This is a genomic window from Paenibacillus humicola, assembly GCF_028826105.1.
In the GTDB taxonomy this organism is placed as follows: domain Bacteria; phylum Bacillota; class Bacilli; order Paenibacillales; family Paenibacillaceae; genus Paenibacillus_Z; species Paenibacillus_Z humicola.
In genome coordinates this window covers 958854-983535 of sequence record NZ_JAQGPL010000001.1, presented here as the reverse complement: position 1 = coordinate 983535, position 24682 = coordinate 958854, and the positions used below count along the sequence as shown (strand labels likewise).

Below are 24682 nucleotides of genomic sequence, written 5' to 3'. Positions count from 1 at the left end.
GGCTATTCGTGAAGGTAAGAGCAAATGTAGTCCGTTACGGCGGCGACCTTCAGCTTGAATTTCGCGTTAGCCGGTACCGTAAACTCGCCTTCTCCGGCGATATGAATCCATTCGGATTCGCCCGGCAGCTGGACCTGCAGGTCGCCCGCAACGATCTCCATCACTTCAATCGTATCGGTACCGAATTCGTATTCGCCCGGCAGCATGATGCCGAGCGTTTTTTTGGTGCCGTCCGGAAAAAGCACCGCGCGGCTAGTCACTTTGCCGTCAAAATAAATGTTCGCTTTCTTCACGACGGAAACGTTATCGAATTGAATCATGTTCGTTTTTCTCCTTTGCGTAAAAGAATAAAGGGCCGGCAGCCCTTGTTGAAAGGGAGCCGGCCCCGCTTGTCAACGTTCATTATTTCGGGTTACAGCAGTTCCTTGACTTTGCCGACCACGTTCTCGACCGTAAAGCCGTATTCGCTGATAACGCGGTCGCCGGGTGCGGAAGCTCCGAACGTCGAGATACCGAGCACCGCGCCTTTGTCGCCGACGTAACGCTCCCAGCCGAACGGGGACGCCATCTCGATCGCCAGGCGCGCTTTTACGTCCGGAAGGATGACCGCATCTTTGTACGATTGCGGCTGCGCTTCGAACAGGTCCCAGCTCGGCATGCTGATGACGCGGACCTGGATGCCTTCGGCCGCGAGCGCCTTTTGCGCCGCTACCGCAAGCTGCACCTCGGAGCCGGTCGCGATGAGCTGCGCCTGCGGTTTGCCGCCGTCCGCATCGGAAACGACATAAGCGCCTTTGGCGATGCCTTCGCGCGCTTTCGTATCCGTGCCTTCGAGGATCGGCAGGTTTTGGCGCGTCAGCACGAGCGCGACCGGGCGGCTCGTATTTTGGAGCGCGAATGCCCATGCCGCCGACGTTTCATTGCCGTCAGCCGGACGGATCACCGTCAGGTGCGGAATGATGCGCAGGGAAGCGAGCTGCTCGATCGGCTCGTGCGTCGGGCCGTCTTCGCCGACCGCGATGCTGTCGTGCGTCAGCACGTATGTGACCGGCAGCTTCATCAGCGCGGACAATCGAACGGCCGGGCGCAGGTAGTCGGTGAAAACGAAGAACGTCGCGCCGTAAATTTTAATACCGGTATGAAGGCTGATGCCGTTCATCGCCGCCGCCATCGCAAACTCGCGAACGCCGAAATAAATGTTGCGGCCTTCGTAGCTGCCCGGCTTGAACACTGGCAGACCTTTCAGATGCGTCATCGTCGAGCTTTCCAGGTCGGCGGAGCCGCCGGCCAGACTCGGCACGTTTTTGGCGAGCCCGTTCAAAGCGTTGCCGGAAGCGACGCGGGTCGAAACCGGCTTGTCCTCGGTCTTATACACCGGCAGATCCTTATCCCATCCTTCAGGCAGCTTGCCGCTGATTGCGGTTTCGAATTGAGCCGCCAGCTCCGGGTGTGCGGATTTATAGGCGGCAAACATGCCGTCCCACTCCGCGTTCGCCTTCTCGCCTTTCGCTTTTACATCGGCAAAATGCGCGCGGACCTCGTCCGGCACCGTAAACGGTTCGTTCTCCCAGCCGTAAAATTCCTTCGTCAGCTTCGTTTCCTCCGCACCGAGAGGCGAACCGTGCGGACCCGCATGGCCGCCCTTGCCGCCTTTGTTCGGCGAGCCGTAGCCGATAATCGTCTTGACTTCGATCAGCGTCGGCTTGCCCGGTTCCGACTGAGCCGCCGCGACCGCTTTGCCAAGAGCCTCCAGATCGTTGCCGTCCTCGACGCGCAGCACCTGCCAGCCATAGGCATCGAAACGCTTCTGCACATTTTCGGAGAACGACAGGTTCAGCTCCCCGTCAAGCGAAATATCGTTCGAATCGTACAGCACGACGAGCTTGCCGAGCTTCAGGTGAGCCGCCAGCGAAGCCGCTTCGCTCGCAACGCCTTCCATCAGATCGCCGTCGCCGCAAATGGCGTACGTAAAATGGTCGACAACGTTAAAGCCGTCCCGGTTATAGACCGCGCCGAGATGGGTTTCCGCCATCGCCATGCCGACCGCCATTGCGATGCCTTGTCCGAGCGGACCGGTCGTCGCGTCAACGCCTGCCGTATGGCCGAACTCCGGATGGCCCGGCGTCTTGGAGCCCCATTGGCGGAACTGCTTCAGCTCGTCGAGCGGCAGGTCGTAGCCGGACAAATGCAGCAGGCTGTACAGCAGCATCGAGCCGTGGCCGGCGGACAGCACGAACCGGTCCCGGTTGATCCAGCCGGGGTTGGACGGATTATGGTTCATCGTTTTCGCGAACAATTGATATCCCATCGGTGCAGAGCCCATCGGCATCCCCGGATGGCCCGATTTCGCTTTCTCAATCGCGTCGATAGCGAGCGTGCGAATCGTGTCGATCGACAGCTGCTCGACGGATTTTTGGGAGACAGTCATAATGTGAAAATCCTCCTAATCCTGTTTTCCGTAAGTTTTTCTCTATCGTCTATAGAGCGGTTTACCCGCACTGGCTGTGAAATATTGTACCATTACCATGCCTCCATTTCCATCCTTAATGCATGTCCGGACAAAAATCGCCATGGCACGGCAAGGTACCGCGGCGGGACTGGCCTTTCAAGCTTGCCGGGCGGCACGGCCGGGTTACGCGGCGGACACGGATCAATAGCTGGCACCGGTTTTTTACAGCGGAATCCGGGTCTTTGCGGCCGATAAAAAAAGTGCGGGCAGCCGGTTTGGGCTGCTCGCACGTCTGAAACCGTAATGTATAAATGCCGAAAATAACGGGTAAGCGGGTCATACACCTGCTGGAAGCGTCCACAGCCGGTTAAAAGACGACCGTTTTGTTCTGATGCACCAGAATCCGGTCCTCGATGTGCCATTTGACGGCACGGGCCAAAACGACCCGCTCGATCGTCCGGCCGATTCGCTTCAAATCGTCGACGTTGTCGCGGTGGCTGACGCGCTGCACGTCCTGTTCGATGATCGGGCCGCCGTCGAGCTCCTCCGTGACGTAATGGGCGGTGGCCCCGATGATTTTCACGCCGCGCTGATAAGCCTGCGCGTATGGCTTTCCGCCTACAAATGCCGGTAGGAACGAATGGTGAATATTAATAACCCGGTTTGGGAACTGCTCGATGAATCTCGGCGTAATGATCTGCATGTAGCGGGCCAGCACGATCAGGTCCGCTTTGCCGGTCACAGCCTCAAGCTGCTTGCGCTCCGCTTCGGCCTTCGTATCCGGAGTGACCGGAATATGATGGTAGGCGATGCCGAAGGATTCGACAAGGCCCTGCATATCGGGATGATTGCTGATCACCATTGCAATTTCAGCGTCCAAATCGCCCGCCTGCCACTGCCACAGCAGCTCCAGCAAGCAGTGGTCTTCCTTCGAAACGAAAATGGCCAGCCGTTTTTTGCGGCTTGCGCGGAACGTGTGCCATTTCATGTCAAACCGGTCGGCCACCCGCAAAAAATCCTCCTGCAGCACCGGAAGCTCTCGTTCCAAATCGTTCAAATCGAATTCGAACCGGATAAAAAACATGCCGCCGCCCGGGTCCATCGAATACTGGTCCGATTGAACGATATTTGCGCCGTGCTCATACAAAAACTGCGAAACGGCCGCAACGATGCCCGGCCGGTCCGGGCAGGAAATGAGCATGCGCGCCCGGTTTAGCTTATCCGGCCGATGCTCGGATTGCTGGGGGGTATAAGTTGTAATCATTACTTGATCCGACTTCCTTCCATCCGCTTGTAGTCATGTGCGGCAGCCGCTTTGACCGCCGTTTGCCCCGGGGCTTGTCCGCATTAGACGCGCGCCAGCAGCGATTTACCCGCGAACCAAGCGGTTATCCGCTTATTGACATCCTCTTCCGACAGCTCGGGAAGCACGCGATGCTCCACAACGAGTTCGTACAGCCGGTCCATCGGCTCGCGCGGATCGGCTTTTTTCGCTTTCGCATCGTTTTTCAGCACGTCCCAGGTCGACAGCACGTATTCGCGATGGTCGATTTCCTGCTTGCCAAAGAAATGGTGCAGCTTCTCCACATGCTCGAAAAAATCGCCGCCGAAACGATCCGAAGCATCGCCGCGGAGCAGCGCGATTTCCGCCTCGTACATCGGGCGCTGCGTTTTGTCGTCCTGCCCGATCCACGGCGTTTCGAGAATGAACGGGCGGTTTTGCAGCGCCTCATGGTGCACGACGCGATTGATCGCCTCATAGCCGATCCAGCCCGCGCCGACCGGCGCGTGCCGGTCCTTGCCTGCGCCGCGCGGGTTTTTGCTGTCGTTGATATGCACGACTGCAACGCGGTCGAGGCCGACAATCCGGTCGAACTCCTCGAGCACACCGTCCAGATCGCCGATCAGATCGTACCCGGCGTCGTGCATGTGGCACGTATCCATACAGACCGTCAGCCGGCCGTTGTCCTGAACTTTATCGATAATAGCTGCAATTTCCTCGAAGCTGCGGCCGATTTCCGTCCCTTTGCCGGCCATCGTTTCCAGGGCGATGTTGACATTCGTTTCTTTCGTGCCGCTCAGCACCTCGTTCAACCCTTCGGCGATCCGGTTGATGCCGAATTCGGCGTCTTTGTCCGTATAAGCGCCCGGATGCAGCACGATGTTCCGAACGCCGATATAATCGGTGCGGCGGATTTCCTCCTGCAGAAAACGGACGGCCAGCTCGAACGTGTCTTCTTTGTAGGAGCCTAAATTGATGATATAAGGAGCGTGAACGACGATCTCGTTAATGTCCGCTTCCTTCATGACCGCTTTGCCTTCCTCGATGTATAAATTTTCAATCGGCTTTCGCCGGGTGTTTTGCGGAGCTCCGGTATAAATCATGAACGAGCTGGAGCCGTAGGAGACCGCTTCGTTTACCGCGTTCAGCAAGCCCTTGTCGGAAAAAGAAACGTGGGATCCAATTTTCAACAATGTTGTCCGCTCCCTTCGACTTGTCCCCTCTTCCGGGGGCGAAGTCTCTCATAATGGCTGTCCCTCCTATTTTACAGGCTATACCGAAATAAATCTAGGTACGCGGGCGCATCCGCGGCTTGTAAAGTCCGGCAGTCCGCCCGCCGAAGTTGCGGCCGGGCCGGGCGTATTTTATAATGAAAGCGATTGTTTAGCGAGGTGATCCGAAAGACCATGGGCCATACGCCGAATTGGTTTATGTACTTTATCGTATTTTGGGCGTTCGTGCTGCTCGGGTTTATGTCGATCGGCGGCTATTTCATGTTTCGCAAATTTCTGAAGGTGCTGCCGATGCGCGATGGAAAATCGAAGCTCGATTGGCAAAATTACTGGGTCGAACGAAGCCGCGGCATGTGGCCGGAGGAATCCAAAGCGTTTCTCGACGAGCTCGTTTCCCCGGTGCCGGGCGCGTTCCGCGACATTGCGAAGCATTCCATCGCTGCAAAAATCGCACAGGTCGCCATGGAAAGCGGCGCGACGGAAGTGACGCGAAGCCACTGCATCGAAGGCTACATCCGTGCAACGCCGAAGCGCGATTACCGAAGCCTGATCGCCTTTCTGGAGAAACAGGGAATCGACTACACGCCTTACCGGCATTTGCTGAACAAATAATCGGTTCAGCAAATGCGCAAAAGGCGCTGCCTGCGTAAGCCGCCGATACGGCGGCTTTCATGCTGCTTGGCCGCCTTGCGGTTTGGCGGAAACTTTACCGGGTATACATTCGTAAAGATAGCTGGAGGTGCTGCACCATGACCAAAACAACCGGAACGAAAAGCAGCAAACGCGCGCTCTGGCTCGCTGCCGGAATCATTGTGTTGACCGTTGCGGCAGCCGGCTGCGCCGGAAGCGGAAACCAAGGAAGCAACAGCGAAGGAAATAACAGCAGCAGTGCTCAGCATCAAAGTGACGGCCAAGCCGGCGGCAGCTCGGCGAACGATGCCGGGTCCGTCAATGGCGGAACCGCAGACAATTCGGCATCCGGAAGCGGCAGCAGCGGCGGGACGGCAAATTCAGGCAGCGGAGCAAACGATTCCTCCAAGCCGGACAACGGCGGCCAAACGGGCCAAAACGGCGGATCGGGCGATTCAGCCGGCGAAGCGGCGAAGAAAGGGCAGGGCGTTTATATCGGTCAAGTGGATACCCATTCGGTCGAAATCGATACCGATCAAGACGCTACCGTCTATCAAATCGACGACAAGATCGCGGATCAGCTTAACGCGCTCGACGACCATACGACCGTCGCTTTTGAATATACCGAGAAAGTCGTCAACGCCGGCGGCAAAAAAGTGACGCAGCTGTGGCTGACAAAAATTGAAGCGGTGAAGAACGCTTAATCGACGACCCTTACGATGCGGCGTTTTCTTCGAAATCGCTTATCCGTTCCTTTCGATGCGGCGTTTTCTTCAAAAAACGCTTAGGAGGTCAAATCATGAAGGTTGCGGTAACCGGCGGGACGGGGTTTATCGGCAGGGCGCTGGTAAAAGCGCTGCTGGAACGCGGCGACGAGGTGCTTGTCATATCCAGGCAGACGGGCGCCTCGTTAGCGGATCCCCAAAATCTGCATCGCATCACATGGTCCATGCTCGAAGCCGCTCCTTCCGGCATGGAAGGGGTCGATGCGGTCGTCAATCTGGCAGGTGAATCGATCAATCAGCGATGGAACGATGCGGCGAAGGCGCTCATTCTTCAGTCCAGACTCGATGCCGCCGAACGGATCGGGAATGCGGTCGCGGCACTTGCTAACAAGCCCTCCGTCGTTGTAAACGCCTCGGGTATTTCCATTTACGGCACTTCGGAAAGCGAGACGTTTGACGAACGAAGCGCACCGAATATAACCGATTTCCTGTCGGAAGTGGTCAAGCATTGGGAAGCGGCCGCGGACATAATCGACGTTCCGCGTCTCGTCAAGGTCCGGGTCGGTGTGGTGCTTGGAACGGAAGGCGGCGCTTTTCCGAAAATGGCTCTGCCGTTCCGGCTGTTTGCCGGAGGCAGGGTCGGCAGCGGCAAGCAATGGCTGTCGTGGATCCATATCCGCGATATGACGCGACTTCTGCTGTTCTGCATCGACAACCCGCGGATGGAAGGCCCCGTTAACGCAGCGGCGCCGGTTCCGGTCACGAACGACCAGTTCGGACGGGCGCTCGCAGCCGCGATGCGAAGACCCTATTTGTTTCCCGTACCCGCTTTCGTCATGAAGGCGATTTTCGGCGAACTGTCCGTTCTGCTCCTGGAGGGTCAACGCGTCGTCCCGGGTAAAGCGCTCGAAGCCGGCTTCGAATTCCGCTACCCGACTATCGAAAGCGCCATTCACCAGCTCACCGGGAAAAGCAGCCCCATGTAGCGGAAGCATCATACGGGCTGCTCCTGATAGCTCATTCATTTTGTTGCCGGAACATTTGGACAGCTTGTTTATTTTAATACGTGGCATTCAGGCAGCCCATTCATTTTGATGCCAGAATATTTGGACAGCCTGGTTATTTCCCGGGCCATAGTTCCTCCCACACCTAAATCCGAGCTGACATACGAAGTTGTCTGCGATGTGTATAGCCTGAACTCGTTCCTCTAAACTTTCAGGCCGGAACCGATATAATTCCCGGACCGAAACCGGTATTGAGGACCGCTGTCACCGGCCAACTGAAACACGTCACCGTCCTGCAAGGGATACGATTTATAGGGAATCATCGCGGTCCCGTTTATCGTGCTCCCGTTCCGGGAGCCGGTATCTTTAATGCTCCAGCTTGTTTGATCCGCTTCCGCCGCCAGTTCGACATGGGTGCGTGAAATACCGTGAACATCGTCGACAAAATCCGCTCCGTTATCCGATCTCCCGATAATAAAACGGTTCGATTCCAGCGGCAGGCGCGTCACTTGTCCGTTCCACTCCCGTTCAAGACAAAAACCTCCTTCGCCTGCGGATTTAATCGAAGCCCCCCCGTCACCGAGTAAAACCGTCGAATCCGAATTTAGCCTTTCGGGCATCCAAGTTGAAGCCGGTGAATCGGGGTCGCGACCGGCGGAATCCCGAGGCTGCGGCTGAAAGCCGGCGAATCTGCCCGCTGCAAGCCGCCCCCCCTCTTCCTCCGGGCGATTGGGATATGGTGAGGCAAATGCGGGAGCCGCAGTTGGAGTTTGATAAACTTCTACGGAATGACCGCCTGCCGAAGGAGCATCCGGGTCCGCATAGCCAGACGCCAATATGTCCATCGCATCGGGATCACCATACGGCATCGACAGCCCGCGCTTTGGAGACGCATGCTTTCTTTCCAGGTTTGCCGAATCCGGGACGAAACTGTCCGAACCGCTCCAATCCGCGTCCGTTCGGGCGGCCTTCACGGCGCTTCCGCTTGTATTTCTGGCCCTTCGGCCAAAATAGATCGCGCCTGCCACGGCCATTAGGGAAAGACTCGAGCTGAGCATCAGACTTGTTTTTGTCGGGGAAGCCAAATACAAAAAGCGCCAAATTACGGCCAGCGCTGCGATGAGACCCGCGGGTACAATCAGCTTGGAGCGTCCTGCAGGCTCTTCCTCTTCCTCACCGGACAATCCGTTTTGAACGGCGGACGCGGACGCTTCGTTTTCAGCGCCAAATTCATAAAGCCGATCGGATTTCATGCCGGATTCTTCTCCATTGAATGGAGTATCCGGCTGGTGTCCGGTATTCCATGCGGGATGCTGGCGATTCCGTTCGAGCAACGATTCTTCCGGTGAACGGAGACGGTCCTCAGACTGCCTCGCCGCGATGACGAAATTGGGTTCGGCCAAGGGAGCCTGAAATTCTAAGCCCCTATCCCGGCCGGCAAACGAGCCGGGAGTAAGCGGAGCCGGTTTAGCGACGGGGGTAATCCCGGCACTTCTTGCCGGGGACATACCTCCGATCAGCGAGAGCAGCGATTGCCGCAGCCCGTTCCACGAACCCGAATTGTCTCTCAAATGCTGGAGCACAAGCTGCAGCCCTTTGCCGTCCGGCTGCTCTACACAGCCGATCCAGCGGACGGCCATTTGCTGCACGGCTTCGCGGGCTGAAGCCGCAGGCGTTCCTTTGGCGCGAAGCGGAACATAAACCAGACCGATATCGTCCCATCGCTCGCCGACAAAAATCGTATGCTCGTCAAGCAGAAACCCGTCCGTTTGCAGCATATAGTGCCGGCTGTCATCGAGCGCCTCCACGACGGACAGCAGCAGCGTATAGAAATCGGCCATCGCGATGGGCTGAGCCTGCAGCCTGTGCGTCAGCATCCGTTTTCCTTTCAAGGGATAACGGAACGTCACACGGCCGTCGATCTCGATCCATCCGATGTCGAGCAGCTTCGGGATCGGCCCGCTTTGGAGCATCTGAATCTCCACTTCGTCAAGCTCCTCCCGGCGAATGCCGGTTTCCCGGTCAACGACCATTTCATGCTCCCGGTTTAACGCAAAATCGATGCGCATCGAATCCGCATTCACTGGCGTATCCTCCTTCTAATTCATCAGCAGCCAGGCCGTTAATGCACCGGGCGTGACGGCGATCATGAACGGGAAGCGTATCCCGCCCGTGGTCCAGGCTCCCCACGCGGCTTTGAGTCTGCCTTGCTGGGGTAAAAGCAGCAATAGCGTCCCCATCACCATCCGTCTGCCGAACGACCTTTTCAAAATCACCATTGCAGCGCCCGCGCCGCCCGCATAAAAAATCGTATACACCAGCACCTGCAGGACGGGGGCTGTCCCGATCCAGGCGCCAAGAGCCGCGAACAGCTTCACATCGCCTGCGCCGATGCCTTTGAACAGATAAAGAACCAAGAGCGGAACAAAGCCCGCCAGCGCTCCGGCCAGCGCGTTCAGACCGCCGTTCCAGCCGTTCGTCAGCAGATGAAACCCGAGACCTGCCGTAAAAAAGCTGCCGGTCAACAGATTCGGAATTCGCATGGCTTTGACATCCGTTATGAGAGCGAATAATAGCAGCGCCGCCGCAGCGCCGAGTGGAATTGAATCGATCATGTAAATGACAGCCCCCTATGGCGTTTGTTGCCCGGAATCGGACTTTTCTACAATAAAATGACGCGATACCTTCGTACCGTCGTTCGCGGAAACGGTCAGCTCCCATACTCCGGGCGTCGTATTGCCCGAAACAAGCCAGCTCCATTCGGCTGCGCCTTCGCTGTCCGCCGCCGTGTCGCCCAAATGTTTCGCCGTGCTGAGACCGCTTTTATAGCGTACCTCGATCGAGACGGTCCGGCCGGGGTCGGTCTTGACCGTTACATGCGCATTCCTTCCCGGTCTTAACGGGTTCGGGGCGATCGAAACGATTTGGATCCGCGCCTTTGAGCCGTCCGATTCCGCTTCGTAGCTTGGAGCGGGAGCGCTATCTGCGATCCACGCCCTTTCTTCGGCTTGTTCTCTTAAGACAATGGAGCGCTTCGTGAACGGAAGGCCCAGCATAAACTCGTACTCCGCTTCCAGCCCGATGTAAGGCTCCGCACCATCCTTCAAATCGGGAAGCGAAAGCTTGCTCAGCCGAACCCGGTCCGGATTCAGCACCGTCTTGTCCGCCTCGCGCCCCAGCATCGGCTCCACGACCGAGCGTCCGATTTCCGTAGCGGCATAATCCTGTAGCGTCTGCTTCCATTCGCCGCGGCTTATTGCGGAAAACAGCGGTCCTGCCGGGTCCGGCAGCCATCCAGCAAGCTTGCCGGCCGCCTCGCCGATGTCGGGAAGCGGCACAAGCCTTTCAGAGGAATCGGGCATGCGGTCGGAAACCTGCTTCACCGCAAGCGCTGCCGGACGGATATCGGCGGCCGCCTGCCGAACCGTTTGAGATACGGCGCCATGAAGCGCCATCTCTGCTGCGGACATACGGATCAAAAAGATAAAAAACAGGATCACCATCATCATAATCGGCATCGTAAGCGACGCCTCCAGCGTAATGCTGCCCGCATCTCCCCGGTCCTTTACGGCGGCGGCCCGACTCCTCCGGGGCCAATTAACCGTAGGACCACCCGATCGTGGTAGTTTCTTCATAACGACCGCCCTTTACATAGCCGCTCAGAACGCCGAATTTGACGAAGCTTTTTATAACGCCGGGCAAAAACCACAAATTGACGCTTGCTTTCAGTTCACCCGATAACCCGGTGGAGGTCCGCGAAAGGTCGAAGCCTGTATTTTGCTCGATAACAGCGATCATCCGGGCCGTCCTGCTTTCGCCTCCGCCGTGCAGCATCAGAAAGAGGCGCAAATAATCCAGATAACTCACTTGAACGGATACATACTTCGAAAACGGCGTCGAACCGGTACGGGCCAGGGTCATCATGTCTTCCAGCGATTTTTCGATCCCGTACAGGACGGCGCTGACAAGCACGAGCAGCGGATTGCCCGTTTTGGCATATTCGATCAGCCCTTCCATCGTGCGGACGGCAAGCCGGACGGAAAAGATTTCGCCGTAAGCGGCGGCGATATTCGCAGACGGGTGATAGAACCCGTATAAGACGTACTCCGCTTCCTGATTGTTAAAGCTGAGCGCATGGGCAAACTCATTTTTATCCCCGTTTTCGAATATTGCCTGCAGCTTCTGCGGATCGAACGTATGAAACCGGTGAACGACATACTCATTCAAGTAAAGCGGATCGCGAATGCCGTCCAGCATATCGGCGATTCCGCCGAAGACGGCACCCATTTGCGACATCGAAGCCTCCGAAGCGTCTTCCGGGTCGTCCACAACGTCAGCCGTTTCACTGCCGTCCGCATCCGCCAGTTGATTGAACGCCAAATTCGCCTCAAACCGTTTGCGGACCTCGTCAAACAACTGCTGATGCTCCTCGAGCTGCGGGACGGCGGTGATGCCGTGCAGCATACTGCGAACCTCGCCCAGCTTCGACTTCGCTTCCGCTTCTTTTTTCTTGTGTTCGGCGTCCGTGGATTGTCTTTCTTTCATCTGCTGCTCCCTGGCATTAATTACAGTGCCGGGTTCAATATATTTTGCCGCATACTGCTCATAGGCGAGACGCAGCTGAGCCGCCCCTTCTGTCAGCAGAGCGGCAGATCCGCCTCCGCCCAGTGAAGCCGAAACGCTCGACTGAAAACCGGCCGCTTCCGAATCGAAGGAAGCGAAAGCGGCCGTTTGCGAGGAAAGTTCGTTCCGATAGCTGTCGAACCATTCCAAAGGCAGTATGAGCTGCTGAACCGCCTGCCTGGACTGCTGCATTTGCGCGAGGTCTCCGGTTGAAGCCCCGGATGGAGAGGCTCCTTTCAACTGGCCGTTGTTTCCCACACGGTCATACCCCGTATTCGTCTTTCCCTCTTCCGCAATCATGTTTCGTACCGCCTGCTGCATCTCGTCGTTGAATTTTCGTGCTTCTTCAAGCTCTTGGTAGGCCTGCTTCTCCAGCTCCTGATGCCGGCTAAGCGCCTTGCGGCTGTTCGACCGCAGTTCGCCCGATACGGAGCGGGCATTGCTTGCAAAAGAAGCAATCGCTTCGGAAAATAACGGCATTTCGCCCTCTTTAAGCGAGGCGTCGTGCCGAATCCAATCGAGATAAGCACCGTAGCCGGCCGCCACGCTGAGTGCCGTATTGCCGGCAATGGCGTGATGCAGCTTGACCGGCACAAGCTCGGCGATCCCGTCTTCGCCCGCTTTCGCCGCTTCGCGCTGAAGGCTCAGCACCTTCGCCAGATGAGCCTCTCTCTTATCGTACAAGCCGCGAATTTGCCCCAGAAGCCGAACGGTCGCCGAAGCTTCCTTCATCGCCGACGCCGCCGGCGCAAAACGGGAAGCGACCTCCAGCGTAAAATCGATCGGAGCCTTGTATTTCATTTCTTCCAGCACTTGACGTTTAAACACGGCATGCGTTCCGAGCACCTCGTAGCTGTTAACATGCGACGACCCGTATTGGATGTCCAGCAGGCGGAACCTGCCGTTCGAAGCTTCCCAATTATGCTGCGCGACGCGTGAAAAAATCGCATTTCGGTCCGTTCCGCCGGCGCCGAACAAGCCGTAACGCTCGTAAAGCGACTCGTCGTAAGCGGACAGCGACGATCGGATTCCCGATTCCGCCGACAGCTCCAGCTGTTTGCGGAAAGCCGCCACTCTGGCAAAATCGACAAGCACGGACATGAGCAATAAAATACCGGTTGCCGCGATAACGAGATAGATTGATACCGCCCCGTCATCGCCGTATATAAACCTGCGCCATTTCTTTCCGGCACCTATTCCGGACGGCTTGTGCCGGTTTTGCCGCAGCATCGCCTCGCTGCCTCCTTTCAAACGGATGTCGCACTCGTTAAGAGGAAGGCTTCGATTCAAGCGCCTTCCGGCTCTCCAGCACTTCGGACGCCTGCTCCCGCTGCTTCCCGGCATCCGGCCCCTCCTTAAACTTGGCCGTATAGTAGCGGACCAAATCGATGTCGCGAATAAATTCGACCGGGTCGACAATGACGGCTCCGGCCTCGGCTTCCGGTTCGGATCGGCCAAGCAGCTTGTTCAAGGCGGGGACCGACATCGGCTCGCGTAGAGTTACCGAAATTTTTTTCTGGAGCAATCCAAAGCTGTAGCGTATTCGCCCTTCGTAAGAATCGGGAACACGGGAGACGGCTTTCTCCATTTTTAAAACCGGGAGTCCGGAAGCACCATCTTCTCCTGCAGGCGCTGCGCCTCCGAAATCGATTGCCGTCTCGCCGGAGTTCTCTCCGCCTCCGGTTTGAAACAGCGATTGAAGCGCGCCGTTCCCGGACATCCGCCAATATAAACCGTCGTATTTGCCCGTAATGCCCATGCCGTTCATCTTCTCCCGGTAGCTGTTGTCCCAGCGAAAAGCGGCTCGTTCCGCTGTAATGGACGCCGCGCTGTATACGATTACCTGCTGGTAAACGTACATGCTGAACAAAATCATCGCCAGCAGCGTGCCGAACACGACGGGCAGGACGAGTGAAGCTTCGACTGCGAAGCCCCCTTCTTCGCTCCGAAGCGGCAGCCGCTTGAGCAGCTTGTGAAATCTAGCTGAAAATTTCATCCGCCTGCTTGCTGGCTTTGCCCGTCAAATTGTTCATCAGCCCGATAATCCAATTTTTGAATAACAGCGCGAGGAGGATGATGACGGCAATGATCAAAACGATTTCCAACGTTCCGATGCCTTCCTCCGATTTCCACAGACGTACTGCTCCATTCCAAAGCTTGCTCATTCGAGTTGTCTCCTCTGCAATTTTTTTCGCCGCACGATACGGCGGTACACTATTTCCCCAGCAGCAAAATAGCCGGCGATGCAACCAGCACCATCAAAACAAGAAACACGCCAACCAGCGGAAAAACAAGCTTCGAGGATGCTTCCTCGCCTCTTGCCCGGGCGACCGACTTCCGTTTCTCCCACAGCGCATACGACAGCTCCTTCAGCGCAAGCGCCAGCCGGTCGCCGCCCCGGCGGGAATTGAGGAGCAGCGTCGTCGTAAATACCGACACCTCCTGGACGGCGCAGCGGCGGCTGAACGCCTCGATCGCAGCCGCGAACGACTCCCCGTTGCGGACGGCTTCAGTCGCGCGGCGCAGCTCCTCGTATAGAGGGTGGGACTGCCCTTTTCGGCGCTCGGCGCATTTGAAGAGCGCCCGCTGTACCGTTTCACCCGCCCCGATGAGCAGCATCAGCTTATCGAGCAGCTCCGGCAGCACCAGCTGAATATCCTGCCTCCGCGTCTCCACTTTTTTGCTGACGTCCCGCCATTTGGCAGCGGGGAAAACGACGCCGACCAGCGCGCCGACGGCAAATACGAGCCGCTCCCCGCTAAGCGCGGCCAGCCATGCGCCGGCAAGCGCAAATCCGTAGCCGGAGCCAATTGTAAACGCCGCATACTGCCTGGTCGACTCGACCGTCCATCGTCCGCCCTGCAGAATGAGGAGCTTGCTATGAAGACCGGACATAAACGGCTGAAGCCGGTCCCAAATGCCGACGCGGTCTAATAACAGCCGGAACGGCATCATGAGGAACCGCCTGCCGTACAGATGATTCATTGCGGCAATCCCGGTCGGCTGCGCAGCCCCGTTGCCCTGACGCTTTGTCCGCTCGGCGACCGCCAAAGCTCCGAGCCATACCGCCGTCATCAAGACGGCGGCGATAAGTACGGCCACGCCGCTCCCCCCTCTAAATGCGAATATTCATAACCTTCGCCATCAGCCAAAAGCAAACGGAGAGCAGCAGGAGCGAAATCGTCAAGACCGCATAGCCGATTCCCGCGTACAGCGGCTTCATATAATCGGGCGCGGCGAAGCCTAGAAAAGCGAGAAAAACGAACGGAACGGCCATCATAATGCGCGATTCGTACCGTTTCTGGGCAATCATAACGGCGATTTCCTGCTGTACCTCAAGCTTCTCGCCGATCGTCTGCGATGTGCGCCGGATGACCTCCACCAAATCTCCTCCGGAGCGCTTGCATGTGACAAACACGTCGCAAAACTGATCGACGTCGTCGATTGCGGCGCGTCTGCTGAAATCGGACAGCGCCTGCTCGAGCGGCTCGCCGTAAGTCAGGCGGGTCCGAATAATCTCGAATTCCTTCAGCACCGCCGTATCCGGATCGGGGTACATCAGCTTCAAATCCTCGAGAGCCGCCGCGAATGCATTTTCGACCGACCGGCCGGCTGCCAGCGATGAGCTGAGCGAATACAACGCCTCTTTAAACTGCAGCGTCAGATTGGCTCTTCTCCGCTCCAGCAGCGCGCGGCGATGAATACGCGGCGCTGCGGCTCCCAGCAGAGACAAGACGAACGCCGCCGCCGCAGAGTGGTAAAACAAGTAAGCCGCCGCGAACACGATTCCGCACCCGCAGCCTGCAGCGGTGAAAAACTGCCGCCTGCTCAGGCGGTAATCCGTATAGTCGGGCAGGCGGTACGTTCTGCCGGAAGCGGCCCCGGCCGTCCCGGGCCAGCCCATCCATTCCAACAGGCGGCTTATCCCGGCGGACTTCTTCATGCCTCCACCTCTTCGAGCCGGGAAATGCCGGCCATTCGCAGCTTCCATATCCGCTGCATCACGTTCGGCGTCCGTTTCAAGCTTCCGATTACCCTTCCGTCCCGCTCGCCCTCTTCTTCAAACCGGTAGAGCGGCTGAAGCCGGGCGCCTTCTTCGCCGGCGCCGATGACCTCGCTGATCTCCAGCACCCGCCGGGAGCGGTCCCGCAGCCTCGACAAATGAACGACGATATCGATCGCCGAACCGATCTGCTGCCGGATAACGGCAAGGGGGAGGTCGGCGCCGGACAGCGCCATCGTTTCCAGCCGGGACATCATGTCGCGCGCGCTGTTGGCATGCCCGGTGCTTAAGGACCCGTCATGCCCCGTGTTCATCGCCTGAAGCATATCGACCGCTTCCGCGCCTCTGACCTCGCCGACGATGATCCGGTCCGGCCTCATCCGAAGCGATGCGCGGATCAGGTCGCGGATGGCGATCTCGCCCCGCCCTTCCGTATTCGCATTGCGCGTCTCAAGCGAAACCAGATTCGGCACGGTGCGAATTTGCAGCTCTGCGGAGTCCTCGATGGTGACGATCCGTTCATCCTCCGGAATGAACTGGGACAACGCGTTCAGAAACGTCGTTTTTCCCGATCCCGTTCCGCCGCTGATAAACAGGTTGTATTTCGCCCGGACGAGCTGACTCAACGTATCGGCCGCCTCTTTCGTCAGTGCGCCAAGCCCGACAAGCTCGTCCATATGAAGCGGCTTCGCGGGAAACTTGCGAATCGTCATCGTCGGCCCTTTCAAAGCGACGGGCGGAAGCACGATATGGACGCGCGAGCCGTCCTTCAGCCTGGCGTCCACGATCGGCGTCGACTCGTTGACGACCCGGTTAACGCCGGCGACGACGGACTGGATAATATCCTCCAGCCGCTCCCGGCTTTCGAACGCGGCCGGCAGCCGGCTCAGTCTGCCGCCGCGCTCGACGAACAGCTCCTCGTGGCTGTTAATCATAATTTCCGTCACCGACGGGTCATCCATCAGGGGCTGAAGCACATCCAGGCCGCGAAACGAATGAAACAGCCGCCGGACAAGCCGCGCCTTCTCGGAAGCCGTCAGCGGGTGATCCCGGCTCCAGGTAAAAACGGCCCTCTCGATCCGTTCCATAAACTCCCCGTCCGGAGCCGCATGGTCCAAATCCAAATCTTGACGGATGGCCGCCTTAAGCGTCTGCACCGCTTCCTCCACTTCGCTTATCCCTCCTTTCGGGAGGCGGCCGCTCTGCCGAGCAGCGCTTCCGCCGCGGTACGATATGCCGCCGAGCCTTGTGCACCGAACGGTTCGCCGGCCCGCCGCCATTCTTCGACAAAGGGGATTTCGCCGTCAAAGCGGATCTTCAGCCGTTCGTCAAAGCCGGATGCGCGCGAGCCTTCTCCCGCCAGCAGGAACCGGAACCGCCGCTTCGCTTCTTCAAAGCTGCGGCCCCATTTCCGTTCGGCATAGCGCAGCGCCGCTTCCGTCTTGCGTCTGGAAACCTCGTCTCGGCCGACCAGCCACAGCGGGTAATCCGCCGCCAGAAGCACCTCAACATGCAGACGGTTCAAGCCCCAGCCCGTATCCGCCACAACGAGATCGTACTGCCCCGATCCGGCAATCGTATCGATCAGAAGGCGTGCGTTGTCCGGTGACAGCTCGAGCAGCTCGTCCGGGTTGCCGCAAGGCGCGAAGTAGTCAAGTCCCATTGCCGGATGCCTTCGCCGAAGCTCCGTCAACCGCAAGGCGGACTTGTCCGGCTGGGTCTGCAGCGTGTAAAGCATGTACGGCAAATCGTCACTGGCTTCATCCCCAAACCACAGCGAGGTCGCATTCCACGGCTCCAGGTTCAAATAAAATACCCGCATGCCCCGCACGCCGGCCAGCTGGGACAGATGCAGCGCCAGCGTTGTCTTGCCGATGCCTCCGGACGCGGAATACACGGCCGCAACGGCCGCTTTCCCGCCCGAAACGCCTCCCTCCGGCCGGACGCCTGCTGCCGCGCAGACGGCAGATACCGCCTGAAGCAGCCGGGGCAGCGGCTGATACTGTAAAATTTCCGGCCGGCCGGGACATTCGCCCGTCCGCATAACAAGCGCCGCCGTCGGAACGCCGAGGTCCCGGTCCTCCAGTTCCTCCAGCATGTGTGACTGGGCCGCAATGAAATGGATGGGATACCCGGCCCGGATAAAATGGCGGAAGGCGGTACGGTTCGTAAAGGCGGTCATTTGCCACTGCTCCCCGAAAGGGGAATGACGAATATATTCGCCCAGCCGTTCAATGTAATCCGCTTCTTTAACAGCGATGACGAACTGCTGCTTGGACATCGGTTCCAACACTCCTTCCCGGCAATGATGCAAGAGAAATAAAACGCAAAAAAGCACCGTAAACGACGCGTGTGAATCCGCGTCCTTTACGGTGCTTCCGTAAATTCATGTTATAAAAGGATGTCCACAATTTACCACATGAGTCCGGATCCGTCAACCGGATTTTTTTACAAAAGAAGTTGCTCCCGGTCAGACATTGTACTATACTTCCGTTAGTTATAATCATGAAGGATTGGAAATTATTCCGGAAGGAAGATGTTAACGATGAACGAATCGCAGATGACTGCCGCAGCAGGCAGTGCTTTGGAGGATATCATTCACGCGCGCCGGTCCGTTCGGCAGTACCAGCCGAATGTCGCCATTCCGGACGAAACGTTAAACGAGATACTGGAGCTGGCCGCGGCGGCCCCTTCCTCGTGGAATTTGCAGCATTGGCGGTTTCTCGTGATTAAAGATCAGGCGCGGAAGGACCGGATCAAAGCGATCGCTTACGGCCAGCAGCAGGTATCCGACGCTTCCGTAATCGTTGTTATTCTGGGCGACCTCGAAGCGAACAAAACCGCCGCCGATCTGTACGAGGCCCAGGTTGCGGCCGGAACGCTCCCGCAGAAGGTTCTCGATACCCTGGTCGGCCAGATCGAAGCCGCCTATCAGAATGCGCAGTTTGCCCGCGACGAAGCGAATAAAAACGCCGGACTCGCAGCCATGCAGCTGATGCTGGCTGCCAAAGCGAAAGGATACGACACGGTACCGATGGGCGGATTCGATCCCGCCGCGCTTGTACGGGAGCTGAACATTCCGCCGCGCTATTTCCCGGTCATGATGATTCCGATCGGGCTTGCGGCCGCTCCGGCCCGCCAAACCGAACGTCTCCCGCTGAGCACGCTCGTCGTAAACGAAACGTTCTAATTTGCTTAAAGGTCGGCCTGCCGCCGCGCTTCTCCAGAAGCGCGGCTTTTTCGATTTCCAGGATAGGCTCACTTTTCGCCCGGATTTCACTGAATCGAAGGGAAACATCTTGTTCCGCCGAAAGACCGCTTCGTCCGTTACTTCCTTCTCCGCCGCAAAAAAAAGAGGTGCGTTTAAGCTGTTTTTAAGCATCCGGTGCTATCTTGAAGTTGGAAGGCATAACCAAGGTGAGTAGAAAGAGGCGGATGGTGCATGAACGTTTATGTTCGCCAAAAATGGCTGATGCTGCTCGGAGCTCTGATCGCCGCGTCGATGATCGTGTTCGGTCTATTCGGACCCCATAAAGCGGCAAGCCATGCGGTCCAGCCGCCGCGGCAGCGGCCGGGCAGCCAGACGAGGCGGTTCCTCGCGGGCGAACAGTCGCCGCCTTTGTCCGGCTCGGACGGCGCGGTGCTGTACAACGGGAAAATCGCCGTGCTGATGTTTCACGACATCGAACCCGTATCGCGCAACAACGATATCATTACTCCTGCGCAATTCGAAGGCGATCTGGACCAGCTCCGGAGCCGCAACATCCATTTTATCTCGCTCCGGCAATTTCGCCAGTTCATGCGGGGCGGCGCCGTGCCGCCCAACGCCGCGCTCGTTACGTTCGACGACGGATACGAAAGCTTTTACAAATACGCGTATCCGGCCCTCAAAAAAAGGGGCATCGGCGGCGTCTGCTTCGTCATTACAGGCGATTTGAGCAAAAATGCGCGGGTCTTCACGCCGCATATGACGGCCGCTCAAATCCGAACGATGACGGAGGACGATCCGGACATCGAGGTCCAGGCGCATACCGATTCGCTTCATTACAAAATCGATTCGAAGCACGATGCGCTGACCGGCTACTTAGTGAAAATGGGCGTCAGGGAATCGCGGGCGGCCTATATCCGGCGCATTTCAAACGACATCAAGTCGTGCATTTCCAAGCTGATGCCGCTGAACAGCCGGCCCATCGATACGTTCGCATACCCGTACGGGCTCCATTCGCCGGACGCCGTGCAGACGCTCAGAAAAGCCGGCATCGCGTATGCCTTTACGACAAAAGCCGGGCTCGCGGCGCGCACGGCCAACCCGATGCTGCTGCCCCGCCTGAACGGCGGCTCGCCGAAAATCGGCCCGGCCGCCCTATATCGCGAGATCGTCAATGCCGCGCTGACCGGCAGCGAACCGCTTGGACCGCGCGCTGTCCCGTTCCGCACCGTAACCGGCAAGCGTCCTTTGCTGAAGGCAGCGCCTCGCACGGACCATACGGACCTTTCCCATGCCGTGCCGCACACCGTCACTCACACCGGGCGGTGGCTGCCTGCCTTAAAACCGCATCAGCCGTCAGCCGGGCTTCGCAGCAAGCCGTCCTTCCCGCACCAGCAAAAAGCGCCGTGGAATCCTCCACAGCGCTTTTTATTTTCGCTCCCGCGGCCTGCTGCCGGACGCTCTCCTACCCGTCTGTCGCCGCCCAAACTGGGCCGTTCTCAGCCGGTATCCGCTCGTCAATGCGTCGGATTGACCTGACCGGCCTCCGCCTGCGCAGCTTCGCCGAACGGAAAAGCGTCCGGCCGGGCTTCGCCGAAAAACAGGCCGATTTCACGCACCGCGCTTTCCGGCGAATCCGATCCGTGCACAATATTGCTCGAAACGTCGAGCGCGAAATCGCCGCGAATGGTGCCCGGCGCCGCTTCGACCGGGTTTGTTTTGCCGATGAGCATGCGGGCGCAGGCAACCGCGTTTTGTCCCTCCCAGACCATCGCGCATACTTCACCCGAGGTCAGGAAGTCGACCAATTCACCGAAAAACGGCTTTTCCCGGTGCTCCCCGTAATGCCGCTCCGCCAGCGGACGATCGATCCGCATCAGCTTGACCGCTCTCAGCTTCAGTCCCTTTTGCTCAAATCGGGCGATAATCGGGCCGATCAAATTGCGGGCTACACCATCGGGCTTTACCATCACAAATGTACGTTCCATGCTGCAGCGCTCCTTTCCTCTACAGCATGCCCAAATTTACCCAATTCTCATTCGCCGGCAAACGCGCGCAAGACGCCTTATTTGTCCGTCAATGCCAGGAAATTCCGTACATCCTGCGTCGTCAGCGACACGGCCCCGCGCCAGAAATCCGGGCCGTCCAGACGCACGCCGAGATGCTTCTGCGCCAAATCCTCGACGTTCATCGAGCCCGTATCGCGAAGAAGCGCGACATAACGCTTCGCAAACGACGGTCCTTCCTGCTTGGCGATCGCATAAATGCCGCAGCTGAACAGGTACCCGAACGTATATGGGAAGTTATAGAAGGGCACGTCGGTCAAATAAAAATGCAGCTTCGACGCCCAGAACGTCGGGTGCGCTTTGCCCAGTACGCCGCAAAAGGCTTCGCGCTGCGCCTCTTCCATCAGCCGGTTCAGCTCGTCCGCGCTCAGCATTCCTTCCCGCCGACGCTCGTAGAACCTCGTTTCGAACAGGAAACGGGCATGGATGTTCATAAAGAAAGCGGTCGAGCTCTGCAGCTTATCTTCGAGCAGAGTAAGCTTCTCCTCCGGATCGGCCGCGGCCTGCAGCGCCGAATCGGCCACGATCATTTCCGCGAAAGTCGAGGCCGTCTCCGCGACGTTCATCGCGTATTCCTGGGCCAGCGGGGGAAGATCGTCCATAACGTGCTGATGATAAGCATGCCCCAGCTCGTGCGCAAGCGTCGAGATATTCGAAGCCGTGCCGGAGTAAGTCATGAAGATGCGCGTCTGGCCGCTCTTCGGGAAAGAGGTGCAGAAGCCCCCGGGACGTTTGCCGGCCCGGTCCTCCGCTTCGATCCAGGCGTCTCGGAACGCTGTTTCGGAGAAGCTCGCCATATCCGGACTGAATGCGCGAAAACGGTCCAGGATAAAGCGCGCCGCTTCGTCGTATGGCACCGTTCTCCCTGCCGAGCCGATCGGCGCTTCCACATCGTGCCAATCCAGCCGCTCGATGCCGAGCATGCCGGCCTTCCGTTCCAAATAGCGGACCAGCTCGGGCTTGCCTTCTCCGACCGCCGACCACATCGCTTCGAGCGTCGCCTCGCTCATCCGGTTCATCAGCAGCGGCTCCTTGAGCGCCGACTGCCAGCCACGCCTGCCGTACAGCTTCAGACGGAACCCGGCCAGCCGGTTCAACGTCTCGGCGCACAGCTCGGCCTGTTCGCCCCATTCGCGCTCCCATTCGGCAAACGAAGCTTCCCGGACGCTCCGGTCGGCGTTCGAAAGCCGGTTGTGCATTTGACCCGCCGACAGCGTCCTGCGGGTCCCGTCCGGCTCCACCGCCTCGAAACGGGCCCGTCCTACGATCGTGTTATAAAAATCTCCCCATCCGTGGTAGCCGTCCACCGCGAGCTCGCCGGCGAGCGCCTCCTGCTCGGGCGGCAGCTTCTCCCTTGCCGCCTCGCGCCGCTCGTTCAGCGCGAAAGCAACCTGCGCCGTATCACCCCCGGCAAGCCAGCTCCGCCAGGCTTGTTCGTCCGTGCGCCGCAGCTGCTCGTCAAAGTCGGTCAGCGCGGCGTTAAATTTCGCGGCCAGCGTCTTCACCTTGTCGTTCAGCCCGATCGCCGCCGAATCTTTCACTTGCTGTGCGAGCAGGCACGCCACGAACGACTCGGACTCGCGCAGGCGCAGCAGGATCGACTGCACCGCCGATGTCCAACGCGACAGCTTCCCGCCGTCCGGTTCCGTCCCGGCGCGCGCCGCTTCCTTCAAATCCGCAGCCAGCGCCTCGATATCCCGCTCGATCCCGCCAAGCTCTTCAGTAAAAGCGGCCGATTGCGACCCGCCTTCATAGATGCCTTCCAAGTCCCACTTCATCGGATAAGTTGACATTCGATTCCTCCTCGGCATGTTGGAATAACGCATCGCAGCCGGATCCTCACTAAAAAATGCGGCTTCTGCGCTTCTTTCGTTAACTGTGCATGGCCTGAAAATCCGCCCCGCGTTGCGTAAAGCGGCCAAGCGGTGTATAACTGAATTATATCGAAACCGGTCCCCGGAATGCCATGCATCCGGAAAAAAAAGGAGCTGATCGACCGTGACGGGCCCGCTGCAAATTTCGCCGGAAACGGCTTTAAAACTTTCCAAGGAACTCCATGTGCCGCTCGAGCACCTGATGCATATGCCCAAGCATATTCTGCTGCAAAAGCTTGCCGAGCTCGCCGCCAAAGAGGACAAGCCCGCCAAATCCGATGCCGGAGACGGCGGCGGAGAGAAGCCCGGAGACCAGGCGCCATGATTCCGTTCGAGCGGGCATGGCCTTACGACATCGTCATGAAAGACGTTTACGTCTCCTTCTGTCCGTTCTGCGGAGCGGAGAACGTGCTGCTTCCGATCAGGCCGAAAGAGCTCGGCGACATTCGCGGCGGCAAGAAGCGGCTGCTCGTTTTCCCGTGCTGCCATAACAAAGTGACGGTGCTCGACGCGGACCAGGATTACCTGCTGACCGATACGAAGCTGAGACGGGCCTAGTGAATCGGCGCATCGCGGCGCACCCTACGGGCAGAGCAAAGAAGCACCCGAGACCTGCGGCATGAGGCAGGTTCCGGGTGCTTCCTTCTTACTACGTTCGTTCCGTCGTTCCGTTTCACCGCTTGCCCGCTTGCTGTCAAGAGCAGCTTCGGGGCTGCCGGCGGTTCCTCCCGTTTTCATGCGCAATCCCATGTCCGCAGGATTTTTGCAAACGGCTTACCCGCCCGCCTGCGGCGAACGCGCGGAGCTGCGGACGGCTCGCGGCACGCTTGAATTGACGGCGCGTCGATCGTGCTTTTCGCCCCTATTCCTGCGTGTTTACAAAATGGTGCGCAGGTCCGGATAGTCTCTCCAATACGAGCTCCTGCAGCGGCTTCGGCAAATCCGTCTCGGCCAGCGCCTCCCGCATGCAGCCGAGCCACGCTTCCGCCCGCTCGGGCGTGACCGGAAACGGCAGATGGCGCGCCCGCATCATCGGGTGCCCGTATTGGTCGGAATAGAGAGCCGGCCCTCCAAAAAATTGGGTCAGAAACATGCGCTGCTTCTCCATAACGGGCCGGATGTCCTTCGGGAACAGCGGACCAAGCAGCGGATGACGCTGCACTTTTGGATAAAAGGCCTCGACAATGCTTCGGATCCCCCGATCCTCCCCAACAGCCTCGTAAATCGTTCGATAGGCGTTCATCAGCTTCAACAACTCCATTTTACGCGTCTATGATAAGATGTCCCGGACGGTTTGACCCGCCCTCAACGTTATTTTATCACAGCCAGCCGAAAACTTTGCCGCAGCCGCAAAAAACAAAAAAATGCCCCGCCAAGGGCATTCGGTCATGGAAAAGGTTACGGAAACGAGCTTCGCGTCAACTTTCGCAATCTTCTTCGCCCGGAGCCAAGAGCGACTCGCGGATCACATACACGAAAGCGCAAACGAGGAGGCCGGCGATAAAGCTCATGTGTCATCACTCCAAACGTTCGATGTTTCTATAGTTTAGCATAGTCATGTCGAAAATCAACCCCATTTTGCAAGC

At 58.3% G+C, this 24682-nt stretch carries 24 protein-coding genes; 7 read left to right on the top strand and 17 right to left on the bottom strand.

The annotated features are described in order from the left end of the window. Nucleotides 1-2 precede the first annotated feature (2 nt). The 4 genes from ppnP to PD282_RS04760 form a co-directional block, all read right to left on the bottom strand. Nucleotides 3-320 carry a pyrimidine/purine nucleoside phosphorylase gene (gene ppnP / locus PD282_RS04775; RefSeq protein ID WP_274649204.1) on the bottom strand — a complete coding sequence of 106 codons (318 nt, stop codon included), beginning with the start codon at nucleotides 318-320 and terminating at the stop codon, nucleotides 3-5. 92 nt (nucleotides 321-412) lie between these two features. Further along, nucleotides 413-2428, bottom strand: coding sequence for a transketolase (gene tkt, locus PD282_RS04770; RefSeq protein WP_274649203.1), 2016 nt, complete (start codon nucleotides 2426-2428; stop codon nucleotides 413-415). A 388-nt stretch (nucleotides 2429-2816) separates the two neighbouring features. After that, a complete protein-coding gene (purU, locus tag PD282_RS04765) occupies nucleotides 2817-3713 on the bottom strand; it encodes a formyltetrahydrofolate deformylase (protein ID WP_274649202.1) in 897 nt (298 codons plus the stop codon). Nucleotides 3714-3796: 83 nt separating this feature from the next. Then, on the bottom strand, nucleotides 3797-4924 hold the full coding sequence (locus PD282_RS04760) for a deoxyribonuclease IV (protein ID WP_274649201.1): 1128 nt from the start codon (nucleotides 4922-4924) through the stop codon (nucleotides 3797-3799). A 213-nt stretch (nucleotides 4925-5137) separates the two neighbouring features. Here PD282_RS04760 and PD282_RS04755 point away from each other — a divergent pair, with 213 nt between their 5' ends. The 3 genes from PD282_RS04755 to PD282_RS04745 all read left to right on the top strand — a co-directional run bounded on the left by PD282_RS04755 (nucleotide 5138) and on the right by PD282_RS04745 (nucleotide 7304). Beyond that, the gene (locus tag PD282_RS04755) at nucleotides 5138-5575 is read left to right on the top strand and encodes a DUF2621 domain-containing protein (protein ID WP_274649200.1); all 438 of its coding nucleotides are present in this window, start codon (nucleotides 5138-5140) and stop codon (nucleotides 5573-5575) included. Between the two features lie 137 nt (nucleotides 5576-5712). Then, nucleotides 5713-6297: a hypothetical protein gene (locus PD282_RS04750; protein ID WP_274649199.1), complete on the top strand. Its 585-nt coding sequence runs from the start codon at nucleotides 5713-5715 to the stop codon at nucleotides 6295-6297. 95 nt (nucleotides 6298-6392) lie between these two features. After that, on the top strand, nucleotides 6393-7304 hold the full coding sequence (locus tag PD282_RS04745; RefSeq protein WP_274649198.1) for a TIGR01777 family oxidoreductase: 912 nt from the start codon (nucleotides 6393-6395) through the stop codon (nucleotides 7302-7304). A gap of 221 nt (nucleotides 7305-7525) precedes the next feature. On the opposite strand, the gene PD282_RS04740 is transcribed toward PD282_RS04745, so the two are convergent. The 10 genes from PD282_RS04740 to PD282_RS04695 form a co-directional block, all read right to left on the bottom strand. Continuing rightward, on the bottom strand, nucleotides 7526-9406 hold the full coding sequence (locus PD282_RS04740; RefSeq protein ID WP_274649197.1) for a DUF6382 domain-containing protein: 1881 nt from the start codon (nucleotides 9404-9406) through the stop codon (nucleotides 7526-7528). Between the two features lie 15 nt (nucleotides 9407-9421). Beyond that, the gene (locus PD282_RS04735; protein WP_274649196.1) at nucleotides 9422-9937 is read right to left on the bottom strand and encodes an A24 family peptidase; all 516 of its coding nucleotides are present in this window, start codon (nucleotides 9935-9937) and stop codon (nucleotides 9422-9424) included. 15 nt (nucleotides 9938-9952) lie between these two features. Further along, nucleotides 9953-10840, bottom strand: a complete 888-nt coding sequence (locus PD282_RS04730) for a hypothetical protein (protein WP_274649195.1) — start codon at nucleotides 10838-10840, stop codon at nucleotides 9953-9955. 79 nt (nucleotides 10841-10919) lie between these two features. Continuing rightward, on the bottom strand, nucleotides 10920-13175 hold the full coding sequence (locus PD282_RS04725) for a hypothetical protein (protein ID WP_274649194.1): 2256 nt from the start codon (nucleotides 13173-13175) through the stop codon (nucleotides 10920-10922). A 37-nt stretch (nucleotides 13176-13212) separates the two neighbouring features. After that, nucleotides 13213-13941 carry a TadE/TadG family type IV pilus assembly protein gene (locus PD282_RS04720; RefSeq protein WP_274649193.1) on the bottom strand — a complete coding sequence of 243 codons (729 nt, stop codon included), beginning with the start codon at nucleotides 13939-13941 and terminating at the stop codon, nucleotides 13213-13215. Continuing rightward, nucleotides 13925-14110 (bottom strand): Flp1 family type IVb pilin, encoded by a 186-nt coding sequence (locus tag PD282_RS04715; protein ID WP_274649192.1) that lies wholly within the window; start codon nucleotides 14108-14110, stop codon nucleotides 13925-13927. Before PD282_RS04715 ends, PD282_RS04720 begins: the two co-directional genes overlap by 17 nt. 49 nt (nucleotides 14111-14159) lie before the next feature. Then, the gene (locus tag PD282_RS04710; protein ID WP_274649191.1) at nucleotides 14160-15047 is read right to left on the bottom strand and encodes a type II secretion system F family protein; all 888 of its coding nucleotides are present in this window, start codon (nucleotides 15045-15047) and stop codon (nucleotides 14160-14162) included. Between the two features lie 13 nt (nucleotides 15048-15060). Next, on the bottom strand, nucleotides 15061-15888 hold the full coding sequence (locus tag PD282_RS04705; RefSeq protein ID WP_274649190.1) for a type II secretion system F family protein: 828 nt from the start codon (nucleotides 15886-15888) through the stop codon (nucleotides 15061-15063). After that, nucleotides 15885-17117 carry a TadA family conjugal transfer-associated ATPase gene (locus tag PD282_RS04700; RefSeq protein ID WP_420832269.1) on the bottom strand — a complete coding sequence of 411 codons (1233 nt, stop codon included), beginning with the start codon at nucleotides 17115-17117 and terminating at the stop codon, nucleotides 15885-15887. Before PD282_RS04700 ends, PD282_RS04705 begins: the two co-directional genes overlap by 4 nt. Before the next feature lie 5 nt (nucleotides 17118-17122). Continuing rightward, on the bottom strand, nucleotides 17123-18229 hold the full coding sequence (locus PD282_RS04695) for a P-loop NTPase family protein (protein ID WP_274649189.1): 1107 nt from the start codon (nucleotides 18227-18229) through the stop codon (nucleotides 17123-17125). Between the two features lie 264 nt (nucleotides 18230-18493). Between PD282_RS04695 and PD282_RS04690 the strand changes: the two genes are divergently transcribed. Then, nucleotides 18494-19138: a nitroreductase family protein gene (locus tag PD282_RS04690; protein ID WP_274649188.1), complete on the top strand. Its 645-nt coding sequence runs from the start codon at nucleotides 18494-18496 to the stop codon at nucleotides 19136-19138. A 252-nt stretch (nucleotides 19139-19390) separates the two neighbouring features. After that, nucleotides 19391-20695, top strand: a complete 1305-nt coding sequence (locus tag PD282_RS04685) for a polysaccharide deacetylase family protein (protein ID WP_274649187.1) — start codon at nucleotides 19391-19393, stop codon at nucleotides 20693-20695. Here the strand turns inward: PD282_RS04685 and ndk are convergent. Together ndk and PD282_RS04675 are read right to left on the bottom strand one after the other, a co-directional pair. Continuing rightward, nucleotides 20674-21144 (bottom strand): nucleoside-diphosphate kinase, encoded by a 471-nt coding sequence (gene ndk, locus PD282_RS04680; RefSeq protein ID WP_274649186.1) that lies wholly within the window; start codon nucleotides 21142-21144, stop codon nucleotides 20674-20676. The genes PD282_RS04685 and ndk overlap by 22 nt on opposite strands. A 77-nt stretch (nucleotides 21145-21221) precedes the next feature. After that, the gene (locus PD282_RS04675) at nucleotides 21222-23015 is read right to left on the bottom strand and encodes a M3 family oligoendopeptidase (protein WP_274649185.1); all 1794 of its coding nucleotides are present in this window, start codon (nucleotides 23013-23015) and stop codon (nucleotides 21222-21224) included. A gap of 205 nt (nucleotides 23016-23220) precedes the next feature. On the opposite strand from PD282_RS04675, the gene PD282_RS04670 reads away from it, so the two are divergent. Continuing rightward, nucleotides 23221-23421, top strand: a complete 201-nt coding sequence (locus PD282_RS04670) for a YycC family protein (RefSeq protein WP_274649184.1) — start codon at nucleotides 23221-23223, stop codon at nucleotides 23419-23421. Beyond that, nucleotides 23418-23654, top strand: a complete 237-nt coding sequence (locus PD282_RS04665) for a hypothetical protein (protein ID WP_274649183.1) — start codon at nucleotides 23418-23420, stop codon at nucleotides 23652-23654. The genes PD282_RS04670 and PD282_RS04665 overlap by 4 nt, the downstream gene beginning before the upstream one ends. A 304-nt stretch (nucleotides 23655-23958) precedes the next feature. Here PD282_RS04665 and PD282_RS04660 read toward each other — a convergent pair whose 3' ends face one another. After that, complete coding sequence (locus tag PD282_RS04660; RefSeq protein ID WP_274649182.1) at nucleotides 23959-24339, bottom strand: globin domain-containing protein; 381 nt, start codon at nucleotides 24337-24339, stop codon at nucleotides 23959-23961. Nucleotides 24340-24682: the final 343 nt, after the last annotated feature.

Bases quoted from the DNA above. Each gene is read 5' to 3' on its own strand.
- PD282_RS04735 (WP_274649196.1), bottom strand. From the start codon at position 9,937: ATGATCGATTCAATTCCACTCGGCGCTGCGGCGGCGCTGCTATTATTC.
- PD282_RS04745 (WP_274649198.1), top strand. From the start codon at position 6,393: ATGAAGGTTGCGGTAACCGGCGGGACGGGGTTTATCGGCAGGGCGCTG.
- PD282_RS04660 (WP_274649182.1), bottom strand. From the start codon at position 24,339: ATGAACGCCTATCGAACGATTTACGAGGCTGTTGGGGAGGATCGGGGG.
- PD282_RS04715 (WP_274649192.1), bottom strand. From the start codon at position 14,110: ATGAGCAAGCTTTGGAATGGAGCAGTACGTCTGTGGAAATCGGAGGAA.
- PD282_RS04690 (WP_274649188.1), top strand. From the start codon at position 18,494: ATGAACGAATCGCAGATGACTGCCGCAGCAGGCAGTGCTTTGGAGGAT.
- ndk (WP_274649186.1), bottom strand. From the start codon at position 21,144: ATGGAACGTACATTTGTGATGGTAAAGCCCGATGGTGTAGCCCGCAAT.
- purU (WP_274649202.1), bottom strand. From the start codon at position 3,713: ATGATTACAACTTATACCCCCCAGCAATCCGAGCATCGGCCGGATAAG.
- PD282_RS04750 (WP_274649199.1), top strand. From the start codon at position 5,713: ATGACCAAAACAACCGGAACGAAAAGCAGCAAACGCGCGCTCTGGCTC.
- tkt (WP_274649203.1), bottom strand. From the start codon at position 2,428: ATGACTGTCTCCCAAAAATCCGTCGAGCAGCTGTCGATCGACACGATT.
- PD282_RS04755 (WP_274649200.1), top strand. From the start codon at position 5,138: ATGGGCCATACGCCGAATTGGTTTATGTACTTTATCGTATTTTGGGCG.
- PD282_RS04725 (WP_274649194.1), bottom strand. From the start codon at position 13,175: ATGCTGCGGCAAAACCGGCACAAGCCGTCCGGAATAGGTGCCGGAAAG.
- PD282_RS04675 (WP_274649185.1), bottom strand. From the start codon at position 23,015: ATGTCAACTTATCCGATGAAGTGGGACTTGGAAGGCATCTATGAAGGC.
- PD282_RS04730 (WP_274649195.1), bottom strand. From the start codon at position 10,840: ATGCCGATTATGATGATGGTGATCCTGTTTTTTATCTTTTTGATCCGT.
- PD282_RS04685 (WP_274649187.1), top strand. From the start codon at position 19,391: ATGAACGTTTATGTTCGCCAAAAATGGCTGATGCTGCTCGGAGCTCTG.
- PD282_RS04695 (WP_274649189.1), bottom strand. From the start codon at position 18,229: ATGTCCAAGCAGCAGTTCGTCATCGCTGTTAAAGAAGCGGATTACATT.
- PD282_RS04705 (WP_274649190.1), bottom strand. From the start codon at position 15,888: ATGAAGAAGTCCGCCGGGATAAGCCGCCTGTTGGAATGGATGGGCTGG.
- PD282_RS04720 (WP_274649193.1), bottom strand. From the start codon at position 13,941: ATGAAATTTTCAGCTAGATTTCACAAGCTGCTCAAGCGGCTGCCGCTT.
- PD282_RS04665 (WP_274649183.1), top strand. From the start codon at position 23,418: ATGATTCCGTTCGAGCGGGCATGGCCTTACGACATCGTCATGAAAGAC.
- ppnP (WP_274649204.1), bottom strand. From the start codon at position 320: ATGATTCAATTCGATAACGTTTCCGTCGTGAAGAAAGCGAACATTTAT.